The following is a 23524-nucleotide window of genomic DNA, read 5'->3' as shown; positions in this document are numbered from 1 at the left end:
GCGTTACTGGAACTTAATCTTGATGAACTCACACTTCTATTAGATGCCAGGGATGGCATTACGTTTGTGATGTGTGCGTGTATAGAACGCCTCAAGCTTATCCTGTGCAGCAGGATCAATCTGCTTGCCTTCCAGGTAATCACTGTTTGCTTCATACGAGATGCCCAGCTCCGTCTCATCGGTCTGCCCTTCCCACAATCCTGCGGATGGTGCCTTGTCCAGAATCTCTTGCGGAACACCTAGATGCGCAGCGAGCTGACGAACTTGGCGTTTGTTCAGCGTGCTAAGTGGTGTAATATCCACCGCGCCATCGCCCCATTTAGTGTAGAAGCCTGTGATTGCTTCCGAAGCATGATCTGTACCGACTACAAGTAAGCTCTCTTCAAAAGCAAGCGCATATTGCATAACCATACGTGTTCTTGCTTTTACGTTGCCTTTGCCTTGATGCGTCATATGACGCGGGCTACCCATGGATTTGAAGCCTTGCTCTACCTCAAGTGCGATCTCGTTAACCGCATCCTCGATGTTCGTTTCCACCACATGTTTCAGGTCAAATGCTTTAGCTACCGCGTAGCTGTGATCGATATCCTGTTGTTCACCATAAGGCTGGAATACGCCGAGCGTTTTGTACTCTTGATTATTCTCCGCAGTCAGCTCGTCCGTTGCTTTTTTGCAAAGCGCTGCCGCTACAGCACTATCGATACCGCCACTAATTGCAATTAGCAATCCTTTGGTGCCGGAATTTTTTACATACTTTTTGAGAAAATCCACACGTGTGCGTACTTCCTCTTCCACATTAATACTTGGTTTAACCTTCAATTCAGCGATGATCTGTTGTTGCAAACTCATCGTTCATCACACCCCGTTTCTAAAGAATGAAATTTGATGTTCCACTTGAAAGGTTCGAATGGTTCAATAACCTTATCTACTCAAAATGAAACGCCCCGGCATCGGTCATCCGAAGGGCGGGGCGCTTTATGAGCTGATTAACGGCAGTAACGATCAAACACGCTGGTAAGCTCAGCAGCAATTTCCTCCGCGGAACGATCTTCCACTTGGTGACGCTCGATGAAGTGAACGAGTTCTCCGTCTTTCATCAGTGCGATGGAAGGGGAAGACGGTGGATAAGGTGCGAAATACTCACGAGCTTTAGCTGTAGCTTCTTTATCTTGTCCAGCAAATACGGTATACAAGTGATCTGGTGTAAGATCATTTTGCAATGCTTGAGCAACTCCTGGACGGCACTGACCAGCAGCACATCCACATACCGAGTTGATTACAACCAGTGCTGTACCTTTGGCATCTGGCAGACTTACTTCGACTTCCTCAGGTGTACGCAGTTCTTGAATACCCAAGCGAGTCAGTTCATCCCGCATCGGTTGAACCATATCTTTCATGTATTGATCAAATGACATAGACATTCGTTTCACTCCTTAAAAATGGTTATTCTATTATTGTCGAGAAAGTTAAAGACCATAGAATCACATTCACATGTTCTCCGTCAATACAAAAACGGTTTCCATGATGTGCTATTCCTATTATACATCGCTATGCAATGAAAGCAAGGTTCAGACACGACCTGCGGGAAGGCTTACTCCATCTGTAGTATGTCTTTTCTCTTGCCAAAATATGCTGAACTCTTATCGCTCAAATGCGACTTTAAAGGTCGTTCCTTTGCCTTCTTCCGATTCAACAGTAATCGTTCCATTATGCCGTTCAACGATACTCAGACACATGGATAACCCTAACCCGTGCCTTTCGCTTTGGTCGTGTAGAACGGTTCGAATAGCTTCTCCTGGGCTCCTTGTGGGATACCTAAGCCCGTATCTCGTACACAGAGTTCTACTTTATCATTCACAACCCGTGTCTCCAGGGTTAATACCCCTTCTCACACATGGCTTCCATCCCATTGCGAGCCAGATTAAGCACAACCTGCTTGATCTCTTTGGAATTCAAATGTAACTTCGGTACATTATGCGCTAACATAAGCTCGATGCTCTGACCTCTCAGGTTCGCATCTGCCCACAATAATGGACTGAGTTCATGAATGATGTCATGTAGCTGATATTCCTCTTTCTCAGCAATTCGATCTTGAGCAAGCGACAGAAAGTCATTAATGATACTGTTCGCCCGATCAAGCTCCTCCAGCACAATGCGATAATAATGATCAAGCGTATCAGGACTCTTCTCCTGCATTAATTGAAGAAAACCACGTACAACCGCCATCGGATTCCTTACTTCGTGCGTAATGCTCGCCGCCATCTGTCCCACTAAACTCAAACGATCTACATTATCCAACTCACTTCGCAGCATCTCCAATTCAGTAATATCCTGAATAATCAGCATCGCTCCAGTGACCTCTCTAGACTGGTCGGTCGAGAATGCGTAGATAGGTACCGTTCTTGATTGAAATACATGGGAACCGTAACGTACTGTTAATCCATCGACTTCACCATGAACAAGTGCCTTGTGAATGCTTCTCTCCATTTTGTCCGCCTGAGCCTGTTCTACAAATTGACTGGCTGGGTGCCCGATCAGATCTGGCGTGGTTGTACATGGAAGCTGTTCCTTCGCGGTCTGTTCCATCGTATCATTGACGAATTTCACATTTCCTTGTTTATCTACAGTAGCAATGGATAAAGGCACAGCGTTAAGTATCTGATGAAGTTGTTCCGTTTCCAATATGTACTGATGATGGACTTCCGATAGGTGATGTTCAAGACCACGGTAATGTTTCATATGCTCAATCCAAAGGACGCTACAACCTGCTATCATAATGGCGCCTAACGTATAACCTAGTGTAATCATAATTGATGGAAAAAGAGTTAACGAGGGATCGCTGCCCATCAGTGGAATGCACAGTAAGCTAGCCACAACCAGCCCTGTTGCAGTTATGGAGATGACCATCGTCATTTTGCGAGTACGTGTATAATGCTTGAATCGTCTTGCTGACAGCCATACAATAGGATAGAGAAGAATACCTGTTTGAACTAGAAATCCGTACAGACTATAGGGATACGCAAAGAGGCAATAGGTTAATAAATGGAGAATGGATAACGTCAAGCCAATTGCGGGTTTGCAGTATAATATGGCAAGTGTAAGAGGTACAATACTTAAGGAGATTGGAATATTCACAATATTGGCATGTAGGGCAAATAGCAAACAAAGTATCATGCTTAATGCACTGGTTATCGCAAGACCGAGCTGCATCATTCCGGTACGTTCAAGCTTGGTCATCGTTTGCTTGATGAGCCCAAGATGAAATAAGGGAATTAAGAATACTGCTGCACCTGCCAGCAGCATTTGTAAAAGAATGTCTTTCAACGCAACCACTATGCCATCTCCCTCCTCGCCTGTGCATTCCCTCATTATTTCTGATTAAAACATAGGCGACAGTATATTACAATATATCCCTTAAAACTGCATAATAGAACTTGAAATACACCATGAATGGTCAAAAAACTGAACCATTTAGGCATAATCCTGCATCATTCGATGTTCACCATTCTAGGCACAAGATGTAGATAAACTAGGCCATCTAAATCTATATCTGGATCTATCTAGCTATATACAATTCTATTGTACAAAGATGGGAAAAGGGTTGTACAAAATCAAAGAAAAAAGAAGGTAATTATTGTATGTATGATGTAATTGTAATCGGTGGCGGGTCGGCGGGTCTCATGGCCTCTGTTGCCGCTGCTGAGCATGGAGCCGCTGTGCTTCTGCTGGATAAAGGCGACAATCTTGGGCGCAAGCTGGGCATCTCTGGTGGTGGTCGCTGCAATGTGACCAATGCAAAGGAAACAGATGAATTAATCCGACATATCCCCGGTAATGGGCGCTTTCTATATAGTTCTTTTCAAAATTTGGACAATCAGGGCATTATGCGTTTTTTTGAGAATCTGGGAATTGCCCTCAAAGAAGAGGATAATGGAAGAATGTTTCCGGTGACAGACAAAGCCAAAACGGTCGTTGACGCATTGGTAGGCAAAATCGTCTCCCTCGGCGTAAAAATTCGTACCAAAGAACCCGTAAAAGAACTTATTCATAATGGTCAGCAGGTTCAAGGTGTAAAGTTAGCTTCTGGTGAAACGGTGCTTGGACGGTCTGTCATTATCGCAACTGGAGGTAAGTCCGTACCTCAGACCGGCTCAACCGGTGACGGTTATCCGTGGGCTGAGTCTGCTGGGCATACGATCACTGAGCTATATCCCACCGAAGTGCCTATCGTCTCTGGTGAGAGCTGGATTCAATCCAAAGAATTACAGGGATTATCACTACGAGACGTAGGACTTTCCGTTCTCGATGCCAAAGGGAAGTCTGTCATCTCCCATCGAGGGGATATGATCTTCACCCATTTTGGTGTATCCGGCCCTATTGCGCTGCGTTGTAGTCAGTTCATTCGTAAAGTTCAGATGAAATCGGGGAACCCACAAGTCATGATGAGCATTGATCTATTCCCAGATCTATCTCCTGGTGCTTTGGAAAACAAGGTTCAACAGGTGCTGGAACAAGAATCCCGCAAAGCCGTCAAAAATATTTTGAAAACATGGGTTCCTGAACGCATGATTCCCTTACTGATGAAACGTGCTGAGATTAGCGACGAACTTACCTATCACCATTTTCCTAAAGGTACGCTTAGTACACTATGCGGGCTAATGAAATCTTTTACCTTCCGTGTAGACGGAACTCGCTCGCTCAAAGAAGCCTTTGTTACTGGGGCGGAGTCCACTTAAAGGAGATATACCCTAAAACGATGGAATCCAAGCTACTGCCTGGGCTATTCTTCTGCGGTGAGGTGCTGGACATTCACGGTTACACTGGCGGTTATAATATCACGGCTGCCTTCTCTACAGGCTATACGGCTGGCATGCATGCAGCTGAATACAAACACGCTCGCGCTTAACTAGCTACAGGTGAGTTGATGATGTAGATGCTATTAACTCCATGGATCTATCTAATGCAATGAACGAATGAGCTACACGTAAAAAATAAACACCCCAAAGGGGCTGTCCCATAAGTCATGAAAATGACAGGTGACAGCCCCTTTAGTGTTATTTTGAATGAATAAATCTGAAACACGCTGCTCGCTCTCAACTCCCTAGATTCGAGATCTAATGAGTCACATAGGCATTATTTCAACGATTCTTTCATTTTTTAGATTTTGACACCGTTTTACGCCTTCACACTGCCTGAGAATCCATCTACCGAATCATCAAATGTAGGATCGTTATCCCGGTTATGCTGAGCCTCTCCAGAAGGACTCTCCTGTAACCCAGTTGCGTACCCTTCACTCCAATCCTCATTCACCATATGTGCTGGAATCGAGAATTCCTGAAATGCATTAGCAGCGTCTGTTGCAGAAGCAAATACGGCGCTTCCCCCATGAGATTGTACAATCTCTACCGCGGACTGAGGATCTTGACGATCCGTAGGAATGTATAGTTCGAGCGGCCCGGACTGATAAGGCTTATAACCAAGCTCATTCAGTGTTGCTTGTGCGGCGAGCAACGCATTCGGGTCTGCGAACTGCACTTGAATTTCACCATCACTCATCATTATCTTTTCCTCCTTACGTTAGGGCTTGTCTTATCTTCCACTAATGAGATATGTCTCCTATAGCATGGTCAGATATTCAGCCTGATATGCGAATCTTGTAAGGAAGTGATAACTTAGTTTCTACGAGTCAGTCGTATCCCTCCCGCCACGGATAAAACAAACAGCCCACTTGCCACAACGCCCACCGCGGTAAGTATACTTGCCATCCAACCGAACCAGGTTAACCCGAGTGCTAGCCCCATCAGAATGCCTATCGGCACAAAGAGCATCCGTACCATCATCAGCCCTGCCCGATGTAATGCATCTGAATCATATGAGATCAGCTTCACATAATCCGAAGTAGCAAAATTATCCCATGAACGATAAAACATGACTGTCAGCATAATAATCAACAACCCACATACGATGACATTCACGGGAAAAGGAGGCAGAGCTACTGCCGCAATGGATAGACTGCCCATCTGAAAGTACAATTTCAGCGTAGATGATTCGCGAAAAAAGGCCTTGTATGCCGTTTCGGCAGTACGGTTCGCAATAGAACGATTGCGTAACAGTTTGCGTGGTTTACGAAATATCATCGTTTTGGTACGCGGAGCTTTCGGTTTATTTACCGCCTGACTGATTAAGATAGCCGTTAATTTCACCCTTGTTCGCAAGTCCTCTCGTACATCACCTTCAAAGGTTCCTTGCATCTGTAGTCGGATACGACCGAGCAGAATGGTCAGAAGGATTGTGCATCCCAACGCGATAAATAGAGCACCAATCTGTACATGAACGAATGAGGTGACTACGATAAAAATAATCCCCATTGCCACCACAAGAGGAACAATTCGTATTCCGAGTCGCCATCCGGTATAACGTACTTTGATCATATGTACTGCAATGGCCTGTAACGAAGCAGCCGCACCAAACCAGAAGCATAGAAGCAGGATCTCAGCGACGGACATGCCATAGACCCGGTACCATAGCGGTGCGGTTAGACTGGTAACAATCATCATTTTGCCCATATGCAGTATACACGCTCGGTACATCCCCTGACGCATCAGGGTTTGCATCCAACGCTTCTGAGATTTTAGAAATAATACATCGGCCTCTTCCACAAAAAGAAGCACTCCACCCGTCAACATCACAATTTCGATAATCAGTGTTAATAATGGCAGTGGTGTATTAGATGCCCAGAGTGGCAACGGCTTGCTCCAAAGACTCATATACCATCCGCTTAGATAGAGTACACCCGGAATTAGCAGGTATAACCAAACGGTCCAATCTACCACGAGCTTCAGGTTCTTCCATTGTTCTCTGAGATGCTCTTTGTGCCTACGTCGATATAATCTTAAAGGTGTATACTGCCTAGATTTGGCTACCCCTCCACCTCTATCAGCTCCTCTCGTTCCTTGGTATCAGGAAGTCAGTATGTCAAAACAGTCGAATAACGTTGCTTCTGGTAGCTCTGCCACAGCACGAATCTCGTCCAGCGTCCCTTCTGCAGCCGAGCGCCCAGCATGAATGAGGATAAAGCGATCACAGATCCGCTCTGCCGTATCTAACACATGTGTCGACATTAGAACTCCTGCACCCCGGATACGTTCCTCGTCCAGTAGCTTTAAGAAATCTTTCGTCGCCCTTGGATCTAAGCCAATGAAGGGCTCGTCCACAATATATACATCCGGGGAGGAGAGAAATCCGATCATCAGCATCATTTTCTGACGCATGCCTTTGGAGAAGCTGGCGGGCAGATCATCTCGAACATGATCCATGCCGAATCGAACCAGTAGCTCTTCTGCTCTGGTGATGAATACGTCCTCTTCCATTTCATATGCAGCAGCAGCCAGATCAAGATGCTCCCACAGCGTCATATATTCGTAAAACACAGGCTGTTCCGGAATATAAGCGTAACGTCCCTTCCCCCAATCTTCACCTCATAATTGGCATGTTCAAGTAGACCTAACATCGTCTTCATCGTTGTACTCTTACCCGCTCCGTTTGGGCCGATAATGCCCACCAGTTCACCTGGTGACACATGAATATTTATGTTTCGGATCGTAGACTGCCCAGCCTCGTACCCAGCTTCACTAATATGTACGTCCAACACAGACTCTTGAAGAGATATCACGCTTCCGTTTGCTGTCTCCATACTACTCACTCCTATCCTAATTCGGTGCTCGGTTGCTTCTTATTATTGTAATTCAGTTATGGAGCTAAATGTTTGATCATTTTAAGCATTTCATTATAGAAAAAAAAGAAGCAGGGGTTCCGGAGCCCCTGCTTCTTCCTATTACAGTGAAAATCTCATATTACCGATTGCTCTCCACCACAGTCATCGTTTCACTTTCACCTTCTGCATTAGCATTCAGATCAAGATCCAACGCGCCACGGCTTTCGCTTGCATAGCTGCTGTTCGTGCTGTCCTCGCGGTCATTCACGCTGTTGTTGCGTTCGGATTGAGCCATTGTTGCACTCTCTCCTTCTGCTTTAGCGTTCAGACCGAGATCCAATGCACCACGGCTCTCGCTCGCATAGCTGCTGTTTGTGGTACGTTCACGATCTTTCACGCTGTTGTTGCGTTCGGATTGAGCCCACGTTGCACTCTCGCCTTCTGCATTTACGTTCAGACCGAGATCCAACGCGCCACGGCTTTCGCTTGCATAGCTACTATTCGTAGTACGTTCACGGTCATTCACGCTGTTATTGCGTTCGGATTGAGCCATTGTTGCACTCTCTCCTTCTGCTTTAGCGTTCAGACCAAGATCCAGTGCACCACGACTTTCGCTTGCATAGCTACTATTCGTAGTACGTTCACGGTCATTCACGCTGTTATTGCGTTCGGATTGAGCCATTGTTGCACTCTCACCTTCTGCTTTAGCGTTCAGACCAAGATCCAGTGCTCCACGGCTTTCGCTTGCATAGCTGCTGTTTGTGCTGTCCTCGCGGTCATTCACGCTGTTATTGCGTTCAGATTGAGCCCACGTTGCACTCTCGCCTTCCGCATTTACGTTCAGACCGAGATCCAATGCACCACGGCTTTCGCTTGCATAGCTGCTGTTCACATTACGCTCATCGCCGCTTCGTGAATAATCGCTCATCGTTGTACCTTCTCCCGAAACATTGGCATTCAGGCCAAGACCCAACTTGCCAGAGCTGCTGTGCTCCTTCGTATAATCGGAAGAATGACTAAGGTAACGGCTTGTACTCTCAGACGATACGCCAGCATTCAACCCCAGATCCAAGTTCAATGCTCCGGTTGCACTTGATGAACCTCCATAGCTGCCTTGATTTCCGTAACCTGTGTCACGTTGTCCTGACAGTAGAGACCCTAGCTCCAGACGCAAACCTGCATTCAGATCCAGATTACCTTTGCTGTTATTGCTATAGCTGTCTGCATAAGTTGCCTGCGTAGCTCCCAGCAATCCAGCGACCAACGTACCCGACAATACCGACATTTTTACCCAACGATTCACTTTTTTCATGATAATATACACTCCTTCTCATTTTTGGTTGAATTAACGCCATTGTTATTGAGAGAAAGAGGTATAATGCGGCGGCCGACCTGGCGGCGCTTGTGACCATTGACTGAACCCATCGAGCTGTTCTATTCGAAAGCCAACATCATTATCTGACAAAACCAGATTCGTTATTGCTCCCGGAAGGGCAACGGCCTGAGCAGTTGCTCCACCTCCAGATGCACCAGACGAGCTGGAGCTTGTACCCCCATAACCACTAACTGCTGCTGGAGAAGTTACTGCAACATTCCAGCTCGTTGATTGCTCTGCACGCGGCTGCAAGGGAGACACTGCATTATTGTCTGCTTTTTCCACACTTGCATCTGTCTTACTCTGCGCTTGCTCCGTAACGATCGGTTTCACAAATGGTTGATCGATGCGGAACAGCTCGGTATCTGGTAATCCTACATTCACATCAGAATGTTGAATCAGATCGACTCCTTCCACAGGCAATGCTTGCGGGACAATAACTTCTGGAGGGACTGTCGATTCAGGGGTAACTTCAGTCACCTTGCCTGAAACCTGCACTACATCCTGTCCTTCCGCGTTGTCTGGAGATGATACCGGATCAGTAGATTCCGTAGTATTCGGAGCTGGAACTTGTGGTGTTTCCACAACCACCGGCTGTTCTGATGTATTCACAGGGCGTTCCGGCTTCACCGCGGGAATGTCCACCGATCCTTTACCGGGATCAACTTCTGTGGATATGCCTACGGGTGAAACGGTTGCTTCCACCGATGGGAGCTGAACTTTACCTTTGCTCAGATCTACACCAGAGGAAGAGACATCTACCGAAGTTACTTCAGGTACATCCACCTTCACGGAAGGTAGTTCAACCTTGCCCTGCCGAAGGTCTGTTTTCACAGCAGACGTCTCTGCTTGAATGACCTCTGGTACCTCTGCGGTAACACTAGGCAAGGAAGCTGTTCCTTCGTTCAGGTTAACCTGACTGCTTGATACATCTGCCCGGATTACCGGTGTATCCGCCTGCACAGAAGGCAGTTCTACGGTTCCCTTATTTGCATCGATGCCAATCTCTGATGTTCCAGCCGATCCAAGCGGTGTATCTACCTTAAGCTCAGATACACTCAGCTTGCCTGCCGAAGCATCCGCTTTGATCGACGGAACTTCAACATCCAGCAATGGTGTGGATACGGATACCGATGGAGTCAGGTTCAATCCACCATCTGAATCACGTGTAAACAAATTCAGTGACAATCCGTTAGAGGATTTTTCTGAAGCGGCCTGAGCATCATTCGCATAGACATGCGATGAACCTAAACTTATTACCAAGGTTCCTGCAATGACAGCCAGTGGTATGCTGGCTAGACGTACAATCGATTTGGGTAGCTTTACCTTCAAGTTTGCTTCACCCCCTTTCGCTTGCTGCGTTGGTGGGACAAGACATACGAGTTTTCCCCTAGGAATAATTAGAATACAGGGATTTGTGCCTGTTCCTCATTAAACGTGAAGGCGTTTACTCAAACGTTATTTTGGCAAAAACTTTAAATTTGAAGTGTTTCCCTGCCTTCATTTCATTATTAGGAATGCAATAATTGAATATTGCACCCAGCTATTCTTTCTACCTCTGTTACGTTATGAATCGGAGATTGGATCACCTAGATATGTATTTTATTGAATTTGATTAATGATTAAATTTTAAATGCTAAAAATGCAGATCTTGTGACATATCGCATGTTTTTCGTAGAATTAGAGGTTTACAATACAGTCATGGCGACAATTCGAATCGTCAAACGTCAGCGTATCAACCCATATAACTAACTGTAAAGGCGGGATCAGCATGCTAGAATTACAAGAAATTGAAACAGAACGTTCTCTTCATCTGTACCGCACCTTGGCCAAGACATTTAAGAGCGTGAATGAACACGCTGTATCTGGAAGCAAAGTGCATGGATTCAATCCTACAGCATATGGTTTACTTGAAGTTCTGTATATGAAGGGGGCACAGCCTATTCAACAGGTTGGGGCACAGCTTCTATTGCAGAGTGGTAATGTTACGTATGTTATTGATAAGTTAGAGCAAAAAGGACTTTTACACCGTAAACACTGTCCTCAGGACAGACGGATTATATTTGTGGAACTAACAGAAGAAGGGCAACGCACAATGGATGATATCTATCCAGGCTATGCTCACAAGATTGATCGTGCCGTCAGCGGCTTGAGCGAAGCAGATAAGACGATACTCGCAGACTTACTGGAACGACTGGCGAGTGGTGCAGATCGGTTATCAGCCAATAGCTGAATACTTCTATTCGTAATAGCAAGCAACAATAAAGGCAGCCTCATTGGCTGCCTTTATTTATATGTTTACGTTTAGCGATGGATAGCCATCCGCACTATTTTTTCTTTTTCACACCAGCCACTTGCACCGAGCCTTGTACTTTCTGTGGAGCATCTGCGTCTTCCGGAACCAAGAGGCGTTTGCGTAGAGCCAGCGTAGCAAACCAAGACACAATTGCAATCACAAACATAATGATGAACAAGGAATGCAGACTGCCCTCAAGCACACTTCGCAACAACCGCCATTGATCGTCGGACAGAACCGTTTCCGTATGAGGTGCCAACAACTCGTTCAAATCCGAATCCGAGATGCCAGCAGCCGCAAGATTTTGTGCACTCGATAACGTTGAGATTCGATAGTTCAACCATGTACCAAAAGCTGCCGCACCAATCGTTTGTCCCAGTGTACGCATGAACGTATGTAGTGCTGTCGATGAACCCCGCTCCCGATATCCTACAGATGACTGTGCAATGATCGTGAAGATCGTGAATGCAAAACCAAAGCCAAGCCCATAAATAAAGGTCAATAAAAACAGAACATACTGCGGCGATGAACCGCCGACCAGGAATAATCCACCTGAACCGACCACGATGCCAGTTAGTCCAATGAGAGACGTCATACGCGACCCAATCTTCATCAAGAGGCGACCTGCCCACACACTGCCGATCAGCCAGCCAACAGACATTGGAGCAAGCAACAATCCGGATTCAGTCGCATTTCCTCCTCGTACCCCTGCACCCACAGTGGCAGATAACTCGTAAGACCGATCATCAGTGAGCTGGTTAACAGCCCAGCGATATTCGCCACACGAATGTCCTGAATGCGGAAGAGGTGAAGTGGAACCATCGGAGCTTCAGCTCTCTTTTCAACTACGAAGAATAATATGATAAAAGCTACGGCGATCGCGCTGAGTCCCAGGATCAACGGAGAGCTCCATGCGTAATACTGTCCACCCGCTGACAACACAAATAGCAGTGCTGTAATCCCAACAGTGAAGGTCAACGCACCCATAACATCGATTTTGGCAGTACGTGGCGACACATTTTCATGCAAATAACGAAATACAAACCACATCGCTAACAAACCAAACGGCACATTGAAGCCAAATATCCATTGCCAACCTAGATTATCTACAAAATAACCACCTAGCAGTGGCCCGGCCAGAGATGAAATTCCCCATACAGAGCTAATCCAGCCTTGAATTTTGCCCCGTTCCTCAATGGGATAAATATCTCCAATAATCGTAAACGTCACAGGCACTACCGCACCTGCGCCAATTCCCTGGATCGCACGAAAGACAATGAGCATCTCCATATTCTGCGAGAAGCTGCATAGTAACGATCCAAGTATAAACAGAGCACATCCGATTAGGAATACAGGCTTCCGTCCATACAAATCACTGATTTTACCAAAAATCGGGGTGCTAACCGCCATTGTGAGCAGATAAGCCGTAAAGATCCAGCTAAGCAATTGCACACTACCCAATTCACTGACGATTGTCGGCCCTGCCGGCCCAATGACTGTGCCTTCAATGGCGGACAAAAAGGTAGCTAACAGCAAACCCGCCAAAATGAGACTGCGTTTGGAATTTCCCGTCGTATTCAATGGAACCCTTCTCTCTTCATTTCTATATCAACCAGAATTTCTGTCCTCTCCGTTCTCGTGTAAAAGGTCTAGTTGAATTTTTTTTATTTATTACGCGCCCGCAGCCATTCATCATACAAAAGAGAATACATTAACATGTCTTTGTATCCCGTAGACGTATGTTGAATTTGACGAAGTAACCCCTCTTTCGTAAATCCCATATTCTCCAGAAATCCACCTGACGGCGCATTACGCGGATCCACAAGTGCCTCAATGCGATTAAGTCCCATCGTCTCATATCCAAAGGACAGCAATACCGAGAACGCCTCCGACATATACCCATGCCGCCAGTAGTTACGTCCTAACTCATAGCCGATCTCACCGCGAAACGCGCCTTCAAGTTGCCATGTATTGAATCCACAGCTTCCAATAAGGCGTCCTGTCTCTTTCAGCTCTATTCCCCAACGGATCGCATCCTCTTCTCCAGCCATATGGTTAAGCAGACCAATCATATCCGCTGCTTCAGTTGCCCCAACCATGGGGGCCAGATTCATATATCGGGTCACCTCTCGATCTGACCAGCACGCGAACATCTGTGCAGCATCACGGCGACGCATTTTGCGCAAGCGAAGACGTCCCGTCTCAAGCTCAGGGATTCTACCTTTACATTTATACATCAACATACTCTCCGATCCGATCCATACCTAAAGACCATAAAAAATTCAATAATTATCTAACCATAACCTGCGCATGATGGCAACGGTTTAATCCTGATTCGTGCATGTTCAAAAAAGTACGGTGAAGATCGAAGTATACCTTCGGAACAGCCTCTATTATAACATCAAAAAAACCGGGCCACATATGCTCCCGGTCTTGTTCTACATATTGCTCAACTCATCAGGCACATTCAGCCATAGAGCTTGTCCCAATCATATCTTCACAATTAGGTTTACCTAAGCTTCAGTGCCTGTGGCTAACAATTCATTGCTGACTCGGCCGAGTACAGCTGTAATTTCCTTATACTCCTCAATACCTGTGCCTGTAAGACTCCACTGGTCTCCATGCGCCGTCAGGAAATTTTCTTGCGTCAGGTGTTCAAGCTCCTGCTTAATCTCCCGCTCTCCCACACGATATCCCCGTTCTTCCAGCCAAGGCAGTGCGTCACTAACCGTCAAATCCTGATGCTGAGCCAAATATAGAAGATGAATCCGTACAAAAAGATTCTGTACCTCTGCGTGCATAAGTCAATCTCCTTCCAGGGTTCGCCCTCTGTGATTGCTAAGTAATTACCCCAGTGAAGAAGCAGAGAAACAGGAGGAATTTACAGGTTAGTTCCTTCGTTTTCAAAATCCTCCGCTTGACTAACGACATACACTACACTATCTTGAAAATAAGTACCATTTTTGCTCGGGAGGGTGATTAACCATGTTTCAAGCTGTTTCTTATGAAGGAACACGAAGCGAGCAGCACAACGCCGTCCTGGGACAGTTAAGCGCTCTGATTCGCGATGAACCTAGCGCCATTGCCAATCTGGCAAACGCAGCGGCGCTGCTCAATGTATTTTTGACCGATACCAACTGGGTCGGCTTCTATCTGTATGATGGCAAAGAACTTGTACTTGGTCCATTCCAAGGACTGCCTGCCTGCATCCGTATCCCACTTGGACGCGGTGTATGCGGCACATCTGCTGCAGAAAAACGTACGCTCGTCGTTGACGATGTACATGCTTTCCCAGGCCATATTGCCTGTGATGCTGCATCCAACAGCGAAATCGTCGTACCGATTATTAAAAATGGGGAACTATACGGAGTACTCGATATCGACAGTCCGATTAAGAACCGTTTTGACGACGAAGACCGGATCTTCCTGGAGCAAGCAGTGCAACTGATCGTAGACCAACTGTAAGTAGGTCTTGTGAGTCTCTCTACGCATAAAGCTTGTGAGGGTCTGAGGTTCACTTGCTTCATACAAACGGAAAATTCGGCAAAATGAAAAGCACAGTCCGCAACTGGACTGTGCTTTTTCATTTGCCATCTTCATACACCCATGTTCTGCTCGCCCTTCAACATGTTATGCATCTAAGACAATTCTTGTTCCGCTTTGATCAACATTGCATCCCTTAGGAATTCAGCGAGCTTAGGATGATACCCGTCATACATTTGGCGGAAGTTCTGATGTTCAACGTACAGATTACCTAACTCCCGGTAGATCTCGGCTGTAGGAGTATAATACCCTCTGACCCATTCCAGATGTCTGTCAATAATCTGCTGCACCTTCGGACTATCCGCAGACAAACCATCCTCGATAGCCTGTTGCAGGTCACGGTTGATGCCATCTATTTTCTCCTGAGAATCCAGATAGTCTCTTTTCGTCTTAAGCTGCACACTCCGGAGTGTATTATCAGACTGTTGATTGTGCCTAGGCTTGTCTGTGTTCATCTCATCCAACTTCGGACGAAAAATCGAACCAGCGCCCGATGAAGGTTGTTGCAGTAACACACTGCGCTGTCTCGGCTCAACAAATCCCTCGTATAGTGCGCCCTCCTCAATTTCTTGCTCACCTTGCAGATGGGATATCGTTTTGTCGAGTGTTTGTATTAGACCATGCAAGCGAAGTGCCTTTTCTAGCATTTGAATACGTTGCTACTGCATCATTTGAATCATGTCATACGGATCTTCCTGTAGCATTGAGCCGATCTCTTCCTGCTCCACACCAAGTTCCTTGCAGAACAGTATTTGCTGGAGCTTTAACAGTTCCGGCTTCTCATAATACACGTCGTTCGGGTCATTGCCGACAAACGCTGGGGTTAAGAGCCCAGCATCCACATATTGACTTAATTCATCCAAACTCACTCCGGACATACCGGATACGTCAGCCATAGTATATGCCATTCCAAACACCTCCTGTCATGGTCTGCAACTACTGGGTTTCAGACATATTATCAGATCATAAGTGCTTCATCAGGTAGTAGATCGCTGCCTTAAGATCGATCAATTGTTCACTGGTTTAATTTTTGTTAAACATCACAAATTTCAATTCGGTCATCTCTTCCACCGCATATTTCACACCTTCACGTCCCATACCGCTCTGCTTCACGCCGCCGTATGGCATATGATCAACCCGGAATGTAGGAATATCATTAATCATGACACCGCCAGCTTCAATGTGTTCCGCCGCATGTAAAGCGGTCTGAATATCATTGGTGAATATGCCTGCTTGAAGTCCATAGATGGAATCATTCACATGTTCAATACCTTCTTCGACCGAATCAATCGTATTAATGACCACAATCGGAGCAAATACCTCCTGACAAGATACTTTGGCATCGCGGGGTACGTTAACTAACACAGTAGGACGCAGAATCCCACCTTGTACTTCGCCCCCAGCCACCACTTCAGCTCCCGCTTGCTTCGCTTCAGCGATCCATTCTTGTGTACGTTGTACATCCTTCGCTGATATTAGAGCAGACACAACCGTATCCGGATTCAAGGGATCACCAATGACGACTTGCTTGGCTGCCTCTGCAAAACGACGAATAAATTCATCCGCGATCTCACGGTGCACATAAATCCGTTGGAGAGAGATACACACCTGTCCTTGATAAGTAAATGCACCTGTCACACTTCTAGGGATCACTTTATCAAGATTCGCGTCCCGATCCACAATGACAGCAGCATTCGATCCAAGCTCAAGGGTCACTCGTTTCAACCCAGCCTGACTGCGAATGCTCTTACCTACAGCAGGGCTGCCTGTAAAAGTAATATGGGCAATACGTGGATCAGCCACGAGCACATCACCAATCGTCTTGCCATCTCCACTAACCACGTTCAGAGCACCATCGGGTAAGCCTGCCTCCTGAAGTAGATCAGCGATATAGTATGAGGACAGTGGGGTCTGCTCTGCTGGTTTCAGCACAATGGTATTACCCGCTGCGATCGCCGGCCCAACCTTGTGCGCTACCAGGTTCATCGGGAAGTTAAAAGGCGTAATTGCTCCAATGACACCAAGCGGCTGACGCATCGTAAATCCAACACGTCCTTCTCCGCCCTTGGCTGCATCCATAGGCACGGTCTCCCCAGTTAGTCGCTTCGCCTCTTCTGCAGCAAAACGGTATGTCTCAATGGTCCGTTCCACCTCGGCTATTGCGGCTGTAATTGGCTTAGCCGCTTCCAGAGCAATAACCCGTGCGGCCTCATCCTTACGTTCCTGGAGCAGCGCCGAAAGCTTATATAGGATTTCCGCACGCTGATGTGCGGGCATTCGGCGCATTGTATCTCCAGCCTGGGTTGCTGCAGCAATAGCTGCTTCCGTCTCCTCTGCCGAAGCCGTAGCAACCTCCGCAAGTGTCTCACCGGAATAAGGTGCCTGAAGCTCTTTATATTGTATAGACTCGGTAGGTTTCCCTCCGATAAACAGATGTTGTTTTTTCACTGCTGCATCCTCCATCCCTTCATTACTACAAGATGAACATATAAATTAACACGGGATCACCCTATTTATTTATACACTATTTTATTATTCTCAACCCAGTAGATAGGCTTAATATTGTATTTTTCATCTAAGTAACAATCTCAGATATCTCGAACCGTAAAGCTCATATACAAGCTCTTTATCATGCAGCTACAGCGCTATTTAACTGTTAGTACAGGACAATGAGCATGTTTCAAAACTCCGTGACTCACACTGCCAAGTACAATCTCAGCCAGCATACTCTTAGCTCCAGCACCCATGACGATCAGCCCGCATCCATGATCCCTTGCAACCCGGCAGATCTCATTCACAGGATCTCCAGCGATTAGAAGTGTCTCAGCAGGGACGGAACGTCCCGTCAGGAACGCATGAATTGGCTCTACGATATGTCTGCCTTCTTCAGCGATTCTAGCGTCCAGATCAACGCCCAGCGCAGGCTCATTAATGGATATGGATGGGTTCACATGTACAATGAGCAATTGCGGATTTTTTTGCATACCCTCTGCTAGTTCGACTGCTGTCTCCAGTGCCTTATGAGCATGATCCGATCCATCCACCGCTACAAGTATTCGTTCAATCATGTCGCTTCCTCCTCGGTATTAATGATGCGAAATAGCCGTATCAATCTCACGCAAATGGCTGCGGCGAACCAACAGAACAACCACACCAATCAGCACCATGATCGCGCCAAAATAAAACGGTGTCTCCGGCAAGAACCATTCGGATAATTTACCTGCAAGCCACGGTGCAAGCGCACCGCCCAAGAAACGAACAAAGCTGTACGCCGCAGATGCTACGGAACGCTCCACAGGCGCAGCTTCCATTACAGCGGTTGTGATTAGCGTATTGTTAATGCCTAGGAAAATACCCGCTACAATAACTGCCACAATGACGGTTGTAGAGGAGCCCATCACTGTACCTACAGCCATTACAACCAGATCAATAGCGAACAAGGTTAACATGACACTCATGGATGGAACAGATCCGAATCGGCGTTGCAGTCTAGGAGCTACAAATACAGACGTAATCGCCAGCGCCAGTCCCCAACCGAAGAACACGTACCCTAACCCATGCTCGTCCAGATTCATGACATATGGTGAATAAGCCATTAATGTAAAGAAGCCAAAATTATATAAGAAAGCAGTAATCGCTAATGTTTTCAGAGATGGATAACTAAGCGCCTTGAACGGATCGGACAAGGAACTTCTTGTTTTCGGTTTGGCCATCTTAGGCAACATAAACGTAATGCTAATAAACGCAATGGTCATCAACACAGCCACACCGTAAAATGGACCGCGCCATGAGATGGAGCCAAGCTCGCCACCGAGCAGTGGACCTACTGCAATCCCAAGCCCCAGTGCTGCCTCGTACAAAATAATAGCTTTCGCTGTCCCTGACGTGGATAGACCTACAATGGCAGATAACGCTGTTGCGATGAATAGCGCATTACCAAGACCCCAACCGCCACGGTACCCTACCAGAGCACTTACCGTATCCGAAGTTCCCCCAAGAGCGGAGAAAATGATAATGAGCAATATACCGCTCAGTAGCGTCCATTTCACACCAATCCGGCTGGATACAACACCGGTGATCAGCATGGCAATACCTGTGACCGCATTGTAGCTCGTAAATAAGAGGGAAACCTGACTTTTGGATGCATGCAATTGATCGGCTATGGCAGGCAAGATTGGATCGACAAGTCCAAGCCCCATAAACGATATAATACATGCAAAGGCGACAGCCCATACGGCTCTCGGCTGTGATAACAGCCCTCCGCGTGATGACGGCAATTCGTCAGGTTGCGTTGGTTCTCTTTTCATAACTAATTCCTCCTGATGATGGTCTGTGTATTGGTGTTGCTAGGTTCATCATTTAACGATTAAAGTATTGTAAATGATGAAACTTTCATTTCACTTTCATAAAAAACGGAATCAAAACGGAACAAAAGAACACCGACATGGGCGGTGCTTATGTTCTCAGCTATACATTTATTTCAAAAGGCTGGTCGCCCTATTTCTTTCAAATCACATTCACATTATCTTTCGCGCTGCTATTTATCCGTCTTGGACTCGATCTGATGGGTCTTGTTCTTGTTTCTGTTCCTGCAACCGCTGAATACCCGTCTGAACTCGTCCTCGTAACTCCTCAAGTTCACTCTGCACGGCATGAATGCTATGAAGTTTCTGTTCAATCAAATCCAGTTGTTCATTCAGCGTGGTCTCCATCGTGCTCAGCTTCTCAATGCGCTCCTGCACTTCAATCGTCTGCTGATAGTCAAAACGCTGTTCATTCAGCGCATCTGATGTTGCGACATACGCATGCAGTTCCTGAAGTGAGAAACCCAATACCTCCTTGGCGCGAACGACCTTTTTCAGATACGTAATGTCCTCCCAGGTGTATAATCGCGTGCCACCATCCGTCCGTTGAGGTGAAGGCATGACACCAATCTCTTCGTAATACCGGATTGTACGTTTGGTTAGTCCACTTTCCTTAGCGACATCATCAATTTTATACAAACTCATTTCCTTCACCTCACTTTATATGTCTGTAATGTTATGTACATAATTATATATAATTTTAACGTTAACGTCAACGTTAGATTTTATGTATACGGAATCTGGAATGAAGCTTCTCCTCTTCAAAAACATTAAAAGAAAATCGACTTCACTGCGATTCCCACTAAAATAATCAATATGATTATCCCGATGCCCTTCCATCCTAAGGTGCTCACCAGTTCTCCTAGGTTGCCAATCGTCGACCGATCATATGCATCCTTCATCGTTCCCGTTGGATTATTCTTTAATTCTTCACGGGCTAGCCGTTCTCTTTCTCGCTGCGGCTCTTGATTCGTCATGTTAACTCCCCCCTGTTTTCAAAATTGGTTGTACTCCTATTATACTAAATAAATGTTTCATTTCTGGTTAAATCATCCATAAGTATGTATATATTTTATAATCAGCTTAATTCTATGTTTATTCGTATGCACCTACTTTAATAGCTACAAAAAAGACCCGCTTGTGCGAGTCCCTCGGTTGGTGCTATGCCTATTTGTATTATGCATTCTGCGGCTTTTTTTTAGGTTTACTTTGTAACTCCTTCAAACGCCCCTCTACCTTCACAAACAATCGAATCGTATAAAAAGCTAACGAGCCCAGACTCAGTACCAATGCTTGTACTTCAGTAAACCAAAATCCAAGAATCCCGAATACCAGAATGATAAAACCAAACTGCATCATCAGATTCGAGGCATAATGCTGCGCTTCCTTCCACAATTCCGGATCACTCATCGCTCTTGGTGTACGATAACCGTAGATTCCATTGATTGCTCTCGGTGGTTTCTTGAACATCATGAAACCCAGTATAAAATAACACACCCCACATATTATCCCTAAAATCGATCCAGCCAAAACTGCCTTTCCCCTTTCTTCTGTTGAGCTTACTCAGCCTACATGACCACGACCTGTTAAAAACAAAAAAACGGCTCTACGTATATACGAAGAGCCGCCATGAAGCGTTTCGAAAACTTAGCTTTCCTGCACTCTTAGTACGCGCATCGCGTTGAGGACAGCAAGAACCGTGACGCCTACATCCGAGAATACCGCTTCCCACATCGTCGCAATTCCGAATACACCGAGCAACAGGAAGATGGCTTTGACACCAAGGGCAAATCCGATATTTTGCCATACAATGACACGAGTTCGCTTGGCAATGCGAATTGCACCGGCAATCTTGGACGGTTCATCGGTCATGATCACAACGTCAGCGGCCTCAATTGCCGCATCTGAACCGAGTCCTCCCATAGCAACACCTACATCAGCCCGGGCAAGCACTGGTGTATCATTGATCCCATCACCGACAAAAATCATTTTCTCCTTCGGTGACTTGGCTGCTTCCAGCTTCTCCAATTGCTCGACTTTGTGCTGAGGTAATAGTTCTGCGTAGACCTCATCCACACCCAGATCATGCCCGACTGCTTCACCTACTGCCTTCGCGTCCCCAGTGAGCATGACCGTTTTGCGAATCCCCAGCTTACGCAGTGCTCGGATTGCATCTGCAGCGTCATCCTTCACTTCATCAGCGATAATCAGGTGTCCTGCATACGTTCCTGCCTCAGCAATGTGAACGACAGTACCCACCGTTTGCGGAGCAGTATAGGAGATGTTCGCCTGCTGCATCAGTTTGGCATTGCCCGCCAGTACCTCTTTTCCATCTACCTTAACCTTGATGCCATGCCCGGCAACTTCATCGTAACCGTCCACACCTTCGGTTGGAATCTCTTGTCCCCATGCAGCGCGAATAGATTCCGCAATGGGATGATTCGATTGAGCTTCTGCAATAGCAGCTAACCGCATAAGCTCTTCTTCCGTACGTCCACCCTCTGGGTGAATGGCTGTGACTTTAAATACGCCTTTGGTTAGTGTGCCCGTTTTGTCAAAAACAACCACTTTTACATCGTTCAATGCTTCAAGATAGTTGCTGCCTTTTACCAAAATACCATTACGAGAAGCCGCACCAATGCCGCCGAAGAATCCAAGTGGGATCGATACTACAAGCGCGCAAGGACAGGAGATCACCAGGAAGACCAAAGCCCGATAGATCCAATCTGCGAAGGTAGCACCACTCAAGAGCAGAGGCGGAACCAATGCAATTAACGCAGCCAGGATCACAACAACCGGTGTATAGTACCGAGCGAATTTACTTATAAAATGTTCCGTTTTGGCTTTACGGCTGCTGGCATTCTGCACGAGATCAAGGATTTTGGAAACCGTCGATTCCCCGAATGTTTTGGTCACTTCAATTGTCAGCAATCCATTTTTGTTCACAAACCCACTGAGTACATCATTGCCAGGCTCCAATTCCCGCGGTACGGATTCACCCGTTAGAGCTGACGTATCTACCATCGAATGCCCCGCCCTCACGATGCCATCCAGCGGAACTCTCTCTCCCGCTTTTACAAGGATACGATCTCCAATTCGAACCTCTTCAGGAGTTACTCGCTTTGTCTCATCCCCTGTACCAGTAAGGATGTGGGCATAATCTGGACGAATGTCCATCAGTGACTGAATTGACTTCCGCGAACGGTTAACCGCCATGCCCTGGAAAAGCTCACCCAGCTGATAGAAGAGCATTACTGCGACCCCTTCTGGATATTCACCAATGGCAAAAGCTCCAATCGTCGCAACGGACATAAGGAAGTATTCATCGAACACTTGACCACGTAGTATATTTTTACCTGCTTGGAGAACGATATCTCCCCCTGCAATCAAATACGCAACAATGAATAGCGCAAGCTGTGCCCATCCTTCTAATGGAGACCAGATCGCAGCCGCCATGAGAACGGAACCCGCTGCGAGCCTAGCGAGTAGCACTTTGGTCTGCCCAGCTCCATGTTCATGGGAATGACCAGCATGAGTATGACCTTCGTGACCGTGCTGATGCTCTGCGTGGATATGCTGATCATCATTATGGTTATGAGAATGGCTGTGATGGCTATGTTCATGAACATGATCACTGCCTGTCGTTAGATGTCCATGATCGTGTGTATGCTGATCATGGCTTCCATGGTTATGTCCATGCCCATGTGCATGACCCTGATGTTGAAGTGCGCCTACTGCAGAGCGTCCAGCGGTAGACGGTTTTCCTTTTTCCGAGATACGAATATGTGGCTCTAATCGCAGGACTTTACGTTTCGCTTCCTCCACAACCTGTTCATCCATATCTGATGTTGTGTGCAACGATAATGTTTTGGTTACAAAATTAACTGAGCATTCGGTAATGCCGCTAATTTTTTTGACGCCATTCTCAATCTTCAACGCACAGTTCGCACAATCTAATCCATCTAGCAGCAGTTCCCTCTTCACCTGTTCTGATCCGGTTCCCATGTGAATTCTCCCCTTTGCAGTTGCGAAACTATATCAGTTCAATTAAAGCATGCTTACACTTACCACTCCGATGACAGAATTTCTGTCCTCTCCGTTCTCGTGTAAAAAGTTTGTTTGAACTTATATAGCTCAAATAATTCTTTTTTTATAACGCATGATCAATCATTCATATGTTCATTTAACCTCATTATATGCATGCCTAAATACAAGTGTCAACATTCGTAATT

19 protein-coding genes and 5 pseudogenes are annotated in these 23524 nt (G+C 46.3%); 3 read left to right on the top strand and 21 right to left on the bottom strand.

Annotation, left to right across the window (positions count from 1 at the left end; translation table 11 throughout):
* Positions 1-39: 39 nt before the first annotated feature.
* The 4 genes and pseudogenes from nadE to DMB88_RS03375 all read right to left on the bottom strand — a co-directional run bounded on the left by nadE (position 40) and on the right by DMB88_RS03375 (position 3333).
* Entirely contained in the window at positions 40-849 is an 810-nt protein-coding gene (gene nadE, locus DMB88_RS03395) for an ammonia-dependent NAD(+) synthetase (protein WP_128100205.1), read from the bottom strand.
* Positions 850-986: 137 nt separating this feature from the next.
* Positions 987-1421: a BrxA/BrxB family bacilliredoxin gene (locus tag DMB88_RS03390; protein ID WP_128100204.1), complete on the bottom strand. Its 435-nt coding sequence runs from the start codon at positions 1419-1421 to the stop codon at positions 987-989.
* A gap of 219 nt (positions 1422-1640) precedes the next feature.
* Positions 1641-1858 (bottom strand): annotated as a pseudogene (locus tag DMB88_RS30715) (ATP-binding protein).
* Between the two features lie 17 nt (positions 1859-1875).
* The gene (locus DMB88_RS03375) at positions 1876-3333 is read right to left on the bottom strand and encodes a histidine kinase dimerization/phospho-acceptor domain-containing protein (protein WP_164848597.1); all 1458 of its coding nucleotides are present in this window, start codon (positions 3331-3333) and stop codon (positions 1876-1878) included.
* Positions 3334-3638: 305 nt separating this feature from the next.
* Here DMB88_RS03375 and DMB88_RS03370 point away from each other — a divergent pair.
* A pseudogene (locus DMB88_RS03370) lies at positions 3639-4906 on the top strand (NAD(P)/FAD-dependent oxidoreductase).
* Positions 4907-5175: 269 nt separating this feature from the next.
* Here the strand turns inward: DMB88_RS03370 and DMB88_RS03365 are convergent.
* The 5 genes and pseudogenes from DMB88_RS03365 to DMB88_RS03345 form a co-directional block, all read right to left on the bottom strand.
* A complete protein-coding gene (locus DMB88_RS03365; protein WP_128100200.1) occupies positions 5176-5559 on the bottom strand; it encodes a hypothetical protein in 384 nt (127 codons plus the stop codon).
* A 113-nt stretch (positions 5560-5672) separates the two neighbouring features.
* Positions 5673-6881 (bottom strand): annotated as a pseudogene (locus DMB88_RS03360) (ABC transporter permease); the annotation flags it as partial.
* Between the two features lie 78 nt (positions 6882-6959).
* Positions 6960-7693, bottom strand: a pseudogene (locus DMB88_RS03355) (ABC transporter ATP-binding protein).
* Positions 7694-7853: 160 nt separating this feature from the next.
* On the bottom strand, positions 7854-9026 hold the full coding sequence (locus DMB88_RS03350) for a hypothetical protein (RefSeq protein ID WP_128100198.1): 1173 nt from the start codon (positions 9024-9026) through the stop codon (positions 7854-7856).
* 45 nt (positions 9027-9071) lie between these two features.
* Positions 9072-10421 carry a hypothetical protein gene (locus tag DMB88_RS03345; protein ID WP_128100197.1) on the bottom strand — a complete coding sequence of 450 codons (1350 nt, stop codon included), beginning with the start codon at positions 10419-10421 and terminating at the stop codon, positions 9072-9074.
* A gap of 439 nt (positions 10422-10860) precedes the next feature.
* Here DMB88_RS03345 and DMB88_RS03340 point away from each other — a divergent pair, with 439 nt between their 5' ends.
* Positions 10861-11322: a MarR family winged helix-turn-helix transcriptional regulator gene (locus DMB88_RS03340; RefSeq protein ID WP_128100196.1), complete on the top strand. Its 462-nt coding sequence runs from the start codon at positions 10861-10863 to the stop codon at positions 11320-11322.
* Positions 11323-11416: 94 nt separating this feature from the next.
* Here the strand turns inward: DMB88_RS03340 and DMB88_RS03335 are convergent.
* From DMB88_RS03335 to DMB88_RS03325, 3 genes and pseudogenes are all read right to left on the bottom strand, one after another.
* Positions 11417-12966, bottom strand: a pseudogene (locus DMB88_RS03335) (MDR family MFS transporter).
* 83 nt (positions 12967-13049) lie between these two features.
* On the bottom strand, positions 13050-13622 hold the full coding sequence (locus tag DMB88_RS03330) for a GNAT family N-acetyltransferase (protein ID WP_128100195.1): 573 nt from the start codon (positions 13620-13622) through the stop codon (positions 13050-13052).
* Positions 13623-13898: 276 nt separating this feature from the next.
* On the bottom strand, positions 13899-14186 hold the full coding sequence (locus tag DMB88_RS03325; RefSeq protein ID WP_128100194.1) for a hypothetical protein: 288 nt from the start codon (positions 14184-14186) through the stop codon (positions 13899-13901).
* 184 nt (positions 14187-14370) lie between these two features.
* Here DMB88_RS03325 and DMB88_RS03320 point away from each other — a divergent pair, with 184 nt between their 5' ends.
* Positions 14371-14850, top strand: coding sequence for a GAF domain-containing protein (locus DMB88_RS03320; RefSeq protein WP_128100193.1), 480 nt, complete (start codon positions 14371-14373; stop codon positions 14848-14850).
* 173 nt (positions 14851-15023) lie between these two features.
* Here the strand turns inward: DMB88_RS03320 and DMB88_RS03315 are convergent, their stop codons facing one another.
* From DMB88_RS03315 to DMB88_RS03275, 9 genes are all read right to left on the bottom strand, one after another.
* Complete coding sequence (locus DMB88_RS03315; protein ID WP_128100192.1) at positions 15024-15575, bottom strand: TipAS antibiotic-recognition domain-containing protein; 552 nt, start codon at positions 15573-15575, stop codon at positions 15024-15026.
* 12 nt (positions 15576-15587) lie between these two features.
* Positions 15588-15836, bottom strand: a complete 249-nt coding sequence (locus DMB88_RS03310) for a MerR family transcriptional regulator (RefSeq protein WP_128100191.1) — start codon at positions 15834-15836, stop codon at positions 15588-15590.
* Between the two features lie 115 nt (positions 15837-15951).
* A complete protein-coding gene (locus DMB88_RS03305) occupies positions 15952-17391 on the bottom strand; it encodes an aldehyde dehydrogenase family protein (protein ID WP_128100190.1) in 1440 nt (479 codons plus the stop codon).
* Positions 17392-17573: 182 nt separating this feature from the next.
* The gene (locus DMB88_RS03300) at positions 17574-17996 is read right to left on the bottom strand and encodes a universal stress protein (RefSeq protein WP_128100189.1); all 423 of its coding nucleotides are present in this window, start codon (positions 17994-17996) and stop codon (positions 17574-17576) included.
* A gap of 18 nt (positions 17997-18014) precedes the next feature.
* Positions 18015-19235, bottom strand: a complete 1221-nt coding sequence (locus DMB88_RS03295) for an MFS transporter (protein WP_128100188.1) — start codon at positions 19233-19235, stop codon at positions 18015-18017.
* Between the two features lie 234 nt (positions 19236-19469).
* Positions 19470-19937 carry a MerR family transcriptional regulator gene (locus DMB88_RS03290; protein WP_128100187.1) on the bottom strand — a complete coding sequence of 156 codons (468 nt, stop codon included), beginning with the start codon at positions 19935-19937 and terminating at the stop codon, positions 19470-19472.
* Positions 19938-20062: 125 nt separating this feature from the next.
* Complete coding sequence (locus DMB88_RS03285) at positions 20063-20269, bottom strand: DUF6366 family protein (protein ID WP_128100186.1); 207 nt, start codon at positions 20267-20269, stop codon at positions 20063-20065.
* A 199-nt stretch (positions 20270-20468) separates the two neighbouring features.
* Entirely contained in the window at positions 20469-20822 is a 354-nt protein-coding gene (locus DMB88_RS03280; RefSeq protein WP_128100185.1) for an SdpI family protein, read from the bottom strand.
* 117 nt (positions 20823-20939) lie between these two features.
* Complete coding sequence (locus tag DMB88_RS03275; RefSeq protein ID WP_128100184.1) at positions 20940-23297, bottom strand: heavy metal translocating P-type ATPase; 2358 nt, start codon at positions 23295-23297, stop codon at positions 20940-20942.
* Positions 23298-23524: the final 227 nt, after the last annotated feature.

Source organism: Paenibacillus sp. DCT19, assembly GCF_003268635.1.
Taxonomy (GTDB): Bacteria; Bacillota; Bacilli; order Paenibacillales; family Paenibacillaceae; genus Paenibacillus.
This window is presented reverse-complemented; position numbering and strand designations above follow the sequence as displayed.